This is a genomic window from Streptomyces sp. NPDC043896 (genome assembly GCF_056435605.1).
Genome location: NZ_JBWKEE010000032.1, coordinates 75,167 through 83,441, shown reverse-complemented (window position 1 = coordinate 83,441; position 8,275 = coordinate 75,167). Strand labels below are relative to the sequence as shown.

Sequence of the window (8,275 nt, the reverse complement as noted above, 5' to 3'; positions counted from 1 at the left end):
TCCTCCACACCTACAACCACCACCGCTGCCACACCGCACTGGGCGGCCACCCGCCCATCAGCCGAGTTAACAACCCTGCGGGTCAATACACCTAGAGCGGAGGCTGCGGCGGGAGGCCGTCGAGGAGTTCGAGCCAGAGGCCCATCGTCGGTGCCTCCGGCTTGTACGGGCCTCCCCCGGGCCGAATCGCGCGGTAGCGGCTCACCAGCAGTTCGGCGGCGGCTTCCGTCGCGGCGGGCAGACGCATCGAGATGGCCTCGTCCCAGTGGTAATCGCCCTCATGCAGCGAGAAGAGCGGGAGACGCCGGCAGGCGAGCCAGCAGATCAAGGCGGGGGCGTATCGGATGAGATGGCCGTGACCTTGCTTGAGTCGCGTGGGCAGGGCGTTGAGCGCTTCCCGGGCCCGGCCCCAGGCATCGAGCGCGCGCACGACCCCCAGGGGCGTCACGCCCGCGTGGAAGAGCTGACCGTAGAGCGGGGAGTCGATGCGGCTCCAGAGGGCCTGCCGCCCTTCCGCCGCCGCCACCAGGTTCGCGGCCTCGGGCACGGGGCGGTCGGACAGACAGGCAAGGGCCTGCGTCACTTCGTCCATGGTGAAGCGCTCCCCTTGAGGGCCCGTCGTGATGCCCCGCCGCGGGTCGAAGTTCCACCGCTCCCAGTCCGCTTCCATCAGCCGGAGGATGTGGGGGCAGCGCACGAGACCGTCCTGAGCCGTCGACGGATTCCGGTAGCGGTCGGCCGCGTCGTACAGGACCCGCGCCCTGCGGCGTTCCCTGCCGCAGAAAATCGCGACTTGCATGACGGCTTGCTCAAGGTTGGCGGTCGGAAGGCACCCGGCTGCCTCCGAGATGACCCTGAGCCTCTGCATGCCGTCGATGCACTCCGGTCCGATGACGTGGATGCGGTCGGAAAACACTCCCGGCCCCGGAACCAGCTCCACGGCATCGGCGCCCAGCACGATCTGCCCGACGAACCCGAAGTCCGCCGGCCGGCTCCTCAGCATCTCGGCGAGGCCGAGGTTGGCTTCACTGTCCGCCAGGTACCCGCGCTTGGCCCACAGACGGCGTGCACTGTCCACTGAGGCCGCCAGCGGCACGAGGTCGACTGCTCTGACGTCGGCCACCCAGCCACGGCTGTGCTGCCCGAGGCTCACTGGCCGGAAGGACAGGGCGTCGACGTCCGAGAAGGGATACTCCGTTGAGGGGTGCGTGGCGTTCACGCACCCCTCAACGCGGCAGTGGCGGGCGCGTCACGCGTCCAGGGGGTTCGCCGCGATGCGCTTCGCCGCGCCGCCCGCCACGTAGGACGCGGCCGCGCAGGCGGGTTTGCGGGCCGCCTGGTCCTCGACCAGGGCGAGGAAGGACGGGCCGAAGCCGAGGCGGGGGTAGTGCTCCAGGAGGCCGGCCAGGAAGGCGGGGTCGAAGTCGGTCACGCGCAGGCCCGAGACGTCCGCGCTGGTGCCCACCTGGAGGAGGTGGCTCTCGACGTCCTGGGCGGCGGTGACGTCGTCCCGCATGTGCAGCACGATGACCTCCTCCGCCCGGGCCCGGCGGGCCGGGGGCCAGCCCAGGCCCGCCGTGAAGAGCCGGGCCACGTGCCCGCCGGCCTCCTCGAAGGGCAGGGTGTGGCTGTCGAAGGGCGCGGTCAGGCCCAGGTCGTGGAGCAGGGCGCTGACATAGAGGAGCTCCGCGTCGTACGAGAGCCCGTGCACGCGCGCGTACTCGGCGCCGAAGGCGTAGGAGCGCACGGAGTGGTTGAGGAGGGAGGCGTCGGCGTACTCCGAGGCGATCCCGAAGGCCGAACGGGCCGTGTCAGAGTCAAGGTTGTGAAGGGTCCACGTCATGGGCCGCACCTTAGGGCCTGCCGTCGCGGGGGCGCCGGGTGAAGTCCACCTCCGAGGGGCCCGCCTCCCCCGGCCACCACAGCCGGGCCGGGGCCGGCGGGGTCTCCGCGAGGATGCTGCCGTGCGAGACCACGTACCGGGGCCGGACCTGACGGCGGATCGCCTCCTCGGGGCCCGGCGCCTGGAGGAGGACGAAGGAGGCGGGGGCACCGGGCGTGATCCCGTACTCGGAGGAGGACAGGCCGAGAACGCGCGCCGCGCGCTCCGTCACCATCGAGAAGGCGAGCGGGAGGTCATCCGCGCCGGTCAGCTGGGCGGCGTACAGGCCGAGGAGGGCGGTCTGGAGCGGGTTGGCGGTGCCGAGGGCGTTCCAGGGGTCCATCACGTCGTCGTGACCGAAGGCGACGTTGACCCCGGCGGCCAGCATCTCCTTGACCTGGGTGAGGCCGCGCCGCTTGGGATAGGCGTCGAAGCGGCCCTGGAGGTTGAGGTTCGCGAAGGGGTTGGCGACCAGGTTGATGCCGGAACGGACCAGCAGCCGCTGGAGTTTGAAGCTGTAGGCGCCGTTGTAGGAGCCCATGGCCGTGGTGTGGGAGGCGGTGGCGCGCTCGCGCAGGCCCGAGCGCAGGGCGAGGGTGGCCAGCACCTCCACGAAGCGGGACTGTTCGTCGTCGATCTCGTCGCAGTGGGCGTCCACGCGCAGCCCGTGTTCCTCGGCCACGGCGAAGGCGGTCCGCAGGGAGGCGATGCCGTCCTCGCGGGTGTCCTCGAAGTGCGGGATCGCACCGACGACGTCCGCGCCGCGAGCCACCGCCTCGCGCAGCAGCGCCTCTCCGTCGGGGAAGGAGACGATGCCCTCCTGGGGGAAGGCGACGATCTGCAGGGTCATGACGTCCCGCACCCGGTCGCGGACCTCCAGCAGCGCGTCGAGCGCGGTGAGGGACGGGTCGGTGACGTCGCAGTGCGTACGGACGTGCAGCACGCCGTTGGCCGCCTGCCAGCGCAGTACCTCGGTGGCCCGCGCGATCACGTCCTCGCGGGTCAGGGTGCGCTTGCGCTCGCTCCAGCAGGCGATGCCCTCCCAGAGGGTGCCGGAGGCGTTGGGGCGGGGCTCACCGGCGGTCAGGGCGGTGTCCAGGTGGATGTGGGGCTCCACGAAGGGGGCGGTGAGCAGGCCGCCGTGGGCCTCGATGAGCACGCCGGTCGCCGGCGGCTCCTTCTGGTCGTCGTGCGGGAGCACGCGCGCGATCCGGCCGTCCTCGGCCACCTCGACGTCTGACAGGCCGGACAGGCCGTCTTCGTGCAGCAGCCGGGCGCCCCGGACGATCATCCGCATGCGGTCCAGCGTACGCACGAGGGGACGCGGTCCGGGGTACGCGCACGGCGGAGCGCACGCGCGCGGGCTTGTGTACGCGCCAACACCGGCACGCGGCCCGACGTTTCACGTGAAACATCGGGCCGTGACCGGTGCCGAGGCTCAGCCGCGCTTGGCCTGTGCCTTCTGCTGCATGCCTCGCGTCTTCGCGGAGAGCGACTGGGCTTCTCTGCCCGCGGCCTTGGCACGTGCCTCGGCCGCCGTGTTCTTCGCCATCGCTCGTTCGGAATCCTGGTGGCTGTGGTGGCCGGTACGAGCCTTCTTGGCCATGATCAACACCCTCTCGGAAGCGTTCGGCGTACCCACACCACGATGCGCCCATTCGGCGCAGTCGGCATCCCGGCCGCCCGCACGGCCGGACCCGCAAGAATGGAGCGCATGACCAGCGACAGCGACCTGACCCCCGGAACAGCCTCCGATTCCGAGATGCCCGACTGGGAGAAGCGCTTCCGGGCGCCCCGCGTGGGCCTGCCCGACTGGGCCGAGGACGCCCCCGACCGCTCCCTCTTCGTCTCGAACGTCACCGGGACCTACGAGCTCTACGCATGGGACCGATCCACCGGCACGCAGCGGCAGGCCACCGACCGCCCCAACGGCACCACCGACGGCACCCTCTCCCCCGACGGCGAGTGGATCTGGTGGTTCTCCGACACCGACGGCGACGAGTTCGGCACCTGGGTCCGCCAGCCCTTCGCGGGCGGACCCGACGAGCCCGCCACCCCCGGCCTGGAGCCCTCCTACCCCGCCGGGCTCGCCATCGGCCGCGACGGCACGGCGGTCGTGGGCCGGTCCACCGACGAGGACGGCTCCACGATCCACGTCGTACGGCCCGGCGGCGACGCCCCCGAGGTGATCTACCGCCACCGTGAGTCCGCCGGAGTCGGCGACCTGTCCCGGGACGGCACCCTCCTCGCGATCGAGCACACGGAGCACGGCGACGCCATGCACTCGGCGCTGCGCGTGGTCACCCTCGACGGCGCCACCGTCGCCGAGCTGGACGACTCCCGGGGCGGCACCGAGGAGCTGGGCCTCGAAGTGCTCGGCTTCGCACCGGTCGCCGGGGACACCCGGCTGCTGGTCGGACACCAGCGGCGCGGCCGCTGGGAGCCGATGGTGTGGGACGTGGCCACGGGCTCCGAGGAGGACCTGGCCGTGGACCTGCCCGGCGACGTGAGCGCCGAGTGGTACCCGGACGGCAGCGCCCTGCTCATCGCGCACAGCTACGAGGCCCGCAGCGAGCTGTGGCGGTACGACCTGGCCGCGCGGGAGCTCGTACGGGTGGACACGCCGCCCGGGACGGTCTCGGGCGCGACGGCCCGCCCGGACGGGACGGTGGAGTACCAGTGGTCCTCGGCGGCCGAGCCCGCCGCCGTACGGTCCACCGCGGGCGGGATCGTCCTGGACCCGCCCGGCATGCGGCCGCCCGGCTCGGTGCCGGTGGAGGACGTCTGGGTGGAGGGGCCCGGCGGGCGGATCCACGCGCTCGCCCAGCGGCCCGTGGGGCACGGCGACGGCCCCTTCCCGACGATCTTCGAGATCCACGGCGGGCCCACCTGGCACGACTCCGACGCCTTCGCGGCCACCCCGGCGGCCTGGCTGGACCACGGCTTCGCGGTGGTGCGGGTCAACTACCGCGGCTCGACGGGCTACGGCCGGGAGTGGACCGACGCCCTCAAGCACCGCGTCGGCCTGATCGAGCTGGAGGACATCACTGCGGTCCGGGAGTGGGCCGTGGCCTCCGGCCTGTCGGACCCGGCACGGCTGGTGCTGTCGGGCGGGTCCTGGGGCGGGTACCTGACGCTGCTGGGCATCGGCATGCGGCCCGACGACTGGGCGGTCGGGCTGGCCGCCGTGCCGGTGGCGGACTACGTGACGGCCTACCACGACGAGATGGAGGCGCTGAAGGCGCTGGACCGCACCCTCTTCGGCGGTACGCCCGAGGAGGTCCCGGAGCGCTTCGAGGCGTCCTCGCCGCTGACGTACGTGGACGCGGTGAAGGCTCCCGTGCACATCGCGGCGGGCGTGAACGACCCGCGCTGCCCGATCCGGCAGATCGAGAACTACGTCGACCGGCTCGCGGCGCGCGGCGCGGTCCACGAGGTGTACCGCTACGACGCGGGGCACGGTTCGCTGGTGGTGGAGGAGCGCATCAAGCAGGTCCGGATGGACCTCGAATTCGCGCTCAAGCACCTGCCGCAGGGCCTGCCGCGCTGACCCGGCACAGGGCTCCCGGTGCACCCCCCGTACCTTTGGTGGGGTGCACCGGTTTCTCCTGACCCCGCGCTGGTGGGGGATCAACGTCTTCGTCGCGCTCGCCATCCCGTTCTGCCTGTTCATGGGGACCTGGCAGCTCGGCCGGTTCGAGGACCGCGTCGGCAGCCACAAGGAGGCGCAGGCCGAGCGGCCCGCCGCCCAGGCGGCCGAGCCCCTGGACTCGCTGCTGCCGGTGGACACCAGGACCTCCGGGCGGCTGGCGGCCACGGCCGGCGAGTACGGGCAGCAGCTGCTCGTCCCCGAACGTGACCTCGGCGGCAAGCCCGGCTTCTACGTCCTGACCCTGCTGCGGACCGACTCGGGGAAGACCGTCCCGGTGGTCCGGGGCTGGCTGCCGGGGGCGGCCGACCCGGCGAAGGCACCGGCTCCGCCGACCGGGCGGGTCGAGGTGACGGGTGCCCTCCAGTCCTCGGAGAACTCCGGCACCAAGGGCGTCCACGCCCAGGGCGGGCTGCCGCCGGGCCAGCTCGGGGTGATCGGGGCGGCCACGCTGGTCAACCTGGTGCACGACCCGCTGTACGACGCCTGGCTGACGGTGCAGACCCCGGTGGACGGGATGACCCCGGTGCCCGCGAAGGCGCCGAACAACACCGGGCTCGACCTGAAGGCCTTCCAGAACCTCGGCTACACCGGCGAGTGGTTCGTCTTCGTCGCCTTCGTGCTGTTCATGTGGTTCCGCCTCTACCGCCGCGAGGTGGAGACCCTGCGCGACGCCGAGGCGGGCTTGCTGCCGGCCGCGGCACCCGCCGGGGCCGCCACGGACGCCGCCGGGGATCCCGAGCCGGAGCCGGCTACGGCGCGCCCGGCGGAATGAGGCCCGTGCGGTAGACCGTGCCGCCGCAGGCCGCCGGAATGGTGGTCTGGGTGACGGGAGCGCCCGGTCCCGGGGTGTGGGAGACCTCCACCCCGGCCGCCTCCTGGTCCGCCGATCCGGTCTTCGCTTCCTTCGCCGGGCCGGCGTCGGCGCCCGCGGGCGCCGTATCGCCGGCGGGGGCTCTCTGCTCGCCGGTGGCGGGCTGGGCGGCGCCGCCCTCCGGCCGGGGCTTGAGGGTCGGGGCCGACGTCGCCGCCGGGCAGGAGCGGTCGGAGGGCACCCAGGCGAACCGCACCTCGTAGGCGGTGTTCGGCTGGAGCAGCACCACCGGGGCCTCCGCGGACGGGTCGGGCAGCAGCGCGCTCGCCGGGTCGCCCGCCGTGTGGCCCGTGACCGTCACCGGCGGCGCGGCCGCCGGTGCGGAGGGCGGACCTTGGGGTGCCACCGAGGCGGCGGTCACGGTGTCCGGGCCGGAGACGGCGCACCCCCGGGCGGAGACGTTGGTGACCTTGAAGCTGCCGTAGACCTTCCCGTCGGTCTCGGGGGCGCGGGCGCTGCCCGACACGCCGAGCTGGTCGACCGTGCACTCCGGCACCCCGGGGGCCGCGCCCACCGGGGGGAGCGGGCCGTGACCGGCCGCGCCGGTGGGGAGGCCCGCACCGGTGCCGGAGGGACCCGCGACGGCGCCGCCGGAGGGGGAGCCGCTCGCCTGCGGGGACGGCCGCGCTCCGCCGGCCTGCTGGCCCTGGCCGGCGGACCTGGCAGGCCTGGGGCCGGTCAGGGCGTCGGAGCCGTTCTGGCGGGGCTCGGTGGGGGCGCCCGGCTTGGCGTGCGGCGCCTCCCCGTGGCCGGCCATGGCCGAGTGTCCGGCCGCCGTCCCGTCCTCGGAGCCCAGGTGCAGCAGGGCCGGGACGGCGGTACCGGCCAGCAGCGCCACCGCGGCCGTCGCGAGGAGCGCCTGACGCTTGCGGGCCCGGCGCGCGGGGACCGCGTGCCGCAGCCGCTCCAGGGCCCCCTCGGAGGGCTCCAGCCCCTGCACGGCCCCGGCCAGCAGGCTGCGCAGCGCCTGCTCGTCGGCCGTGGCGGCCGCCCCGGCGGGGCCGGGCGGGTTCTTGTGGTCGTCCCTCATGACTGCGCAGCCTCCATCGCCACCCTCAGCGCGGCAATGCCCCGCGATCCGTACGCCTTGACCGAGCCGAGCGATATCCCGAGCGTCTCGGCGACCTGGACCTCCGTCATGTCCGCGAAATAGCGCAGTACGAGCACTTCGCGCTGACGGCGCTGGAGTCCGCGCATCGCCCTGATCAGGTCGTCGCGCTCCAGCTGGTCGTACGCCCCTTCCTCGGCGCTGGCCATGTCCGGCATCGGCTTCGACAGCAGCTTCAGGCCGAGGATGCGGCGCCGCAGCGCGGAACGCGAGAGGTTGACCACGGTCTGGCGGAGATAGGCCAGGGTCTTGTCCCGGTCCCGCACCCTGTTGCGGGCGGAGTGGACACGGATGAAGGCCTCCTGGACGACGTCCTCGCAGGAGGCGGTGTCGTCGAGGAGGAGCGCGGCCAGGCCCAGCAGGGACCGGTAGTGGGCCTGGTAGGTCTCGGTGAGGTGGTCGACGGTGGTGCCGGCCACGACGGTCCGCTCGGCCCCGGCGCCGGTCCCGGTCCCGTCCCCCGGGAGGGACTCGGCCGGAGGGGCCTCCGCCGGCTGCGGGCTCGTCGCGGTGTCCGCGCTATCGCGGGGCGAGGGCACGCGGCCGCCCCGGGTCGGTGGTGCGATGTGCGGCACGCTGGCCGGCGGGACGGGCACGATCACAGGGAAGCCGCCGCCGGACGCGCCTGGGCGCCGGCGCGGTGGAACGATCCCGCTCCGTGCCGGTAGGACGGCCACGTCCAACAGTGCCTCTGCCACGCCCGTTGGACACGCGTCCCCCCGTCAGGGTTGTACGCGCGAGGCAGAGTATTCAGCAATTTCC

General features: G+C 73.6%; 8 protein-coding genes. 2 read left to right on the top strand and 6 right to left on the bottom strand.

The genetic code is table 11. The annotated features are described in order from the left end of the window. Positions 1-91: 91 nt before the first annotated feature. The 4 genes from AC069X_RS33905 to AC069X_RS33890 form a co-directional block, all read right to left on the bottom strand. Positions 92-1,219 (bottom strand): hypothetical protein, encoded by a 1,128-nt coding sequence (locus AC069X_RS33905; protein ID WP_478734790.1) that lies wholly within the window; start codon positions 1,217-1,219, stop codon positions 92-94. Positions 1,220-1,249: 30 nt separating this feature from the next. Then, positions 1,250-1,843, bottom strand: coding sequence for an HD domain-containing protein (locus AC069X_RS33900; protein ID WP_478734788.1), 594 nt, complete (start codon positions 1,841-1,843; stop codon positions 1,250-1,252). A 10-nt stretch (positions 1,844-1,853) separates the two neighbouring features. After that, positions 1,854-3,179, bottom strand: a complete 1,326-nt coding sequence (codA, locus tag AC069X_RS33895; protein ID WP_478734786.1) for a cytosine deaminase — start codon at positions 3,177-3,179, stop codon at positions 1,854-1,856. A gap of 141 nt (positions 3,180-3,320) precedes the next feature. Beyond that, positions 3,321-3,488, bottom strand: coding sequence for a hypothetical protein (locus tag AC069X_RS33890; protein ID WP_164720908.1), 168 nt, complete (start codon positions 3,486-3,488; stop codon positions 3,321-3,323). 108 nt (positions 3,489-3,596) lie between these two features. Here AC069X_RS33890 and AC069X_RS33885 point away from each other — a divergent pair, with 108 nt between their 5' ends. Together AC069X_RS33885 and AC069X_RS33880 are read left to right on the top strand one after the other, a co-directional pair. Continuing rightward, entirely contained in the window at positions 3,597-5,432 is a 1,836-nt protein-coding gene (locus tag AC069X_RS33885) for a S9 family peptidase (RefSeq protein WP_478734784.1), read from the top strand. 43 nt (positions 5,433-5,475) lie between these two features. Further along, positions 5,476-6,306 (top strand): SURF1 family protein, encoded by an 831-nt coding sequence (locus AC069X_RS33880; protein ID WP_478734782.1) that lies wholly within the window; start codon positions 5,476-5,478, stop codon positions 6,304-6,306. Here the strand turns inward: AC069X_RS33880 and AC069X_RS33875 are convergent. Further along, on the bottom strand, positions 6,284-7,435 hold the full coding sequence (locus tag AC069X_RS33875) for a hypothetical protein (protein WP_478734780.1): 1,152 nt from the start codon (positions 7,433-7,435) through the stop codon (positions 6,284-6,286). The genes AC069X_RS33880 and AC069X_RS33875 overlap by 23 nt on opposite strands. Then, a complete protein-coding gene (locus tag AC069X_RS33870; RefSeq protein WP_478734778.1) occupies positions 7,432-8,211 on the bottom strand; it encodes a SigE family RNA polymerase sigma factor in 780 nt (259 codons plus the stop codon). Before AC069X_RS33870 ends, AC069X_RS33875 begins: the two co-directional genes overlap by 4 nt. Positions 8,212-8,275 lie beyond the last annotated feature (64 nt).

Bases quoted from the DNA above. Each gene is read 5' to 3' on its own strand.
- AC069X_RS33900 (WP_478734788.1), bottom strand. From the start codon at position 1,843: ATGACGTGGACCCTTCACAACCTTGACTCTGACACGGCCCGTTCGGCC.
- codA (WP_478734786.1), bottom strand. From the start codon at position 3,179: ATGCGGATGATCGTCCGGGGCGCCCGGCTGCTGCACGAAGACGGCCTG.
- AC069X_RS33890 (WP_164720908.1), bottom strand. From the start codon at position 3,488: ATGGCCAAGAAGGCTCGTACCGGCCACCACAGCCACCAGGATTCCGAA.
- AC069X_RS33885 (WP_478734784.1), top strand. From the start codon at position 3,597: ATGACCAGCGACAGCGACCTGACCCCCGGAACAGCCTCCGATTCCGAG.
- AC069X_RS33875 (WP_478734780.1), bottom strand. From the start codon at position 7,435: ATGAGGGACGACCACAAGAACCCGCCCGGCCCCGCCGGGGCGGCCGCC.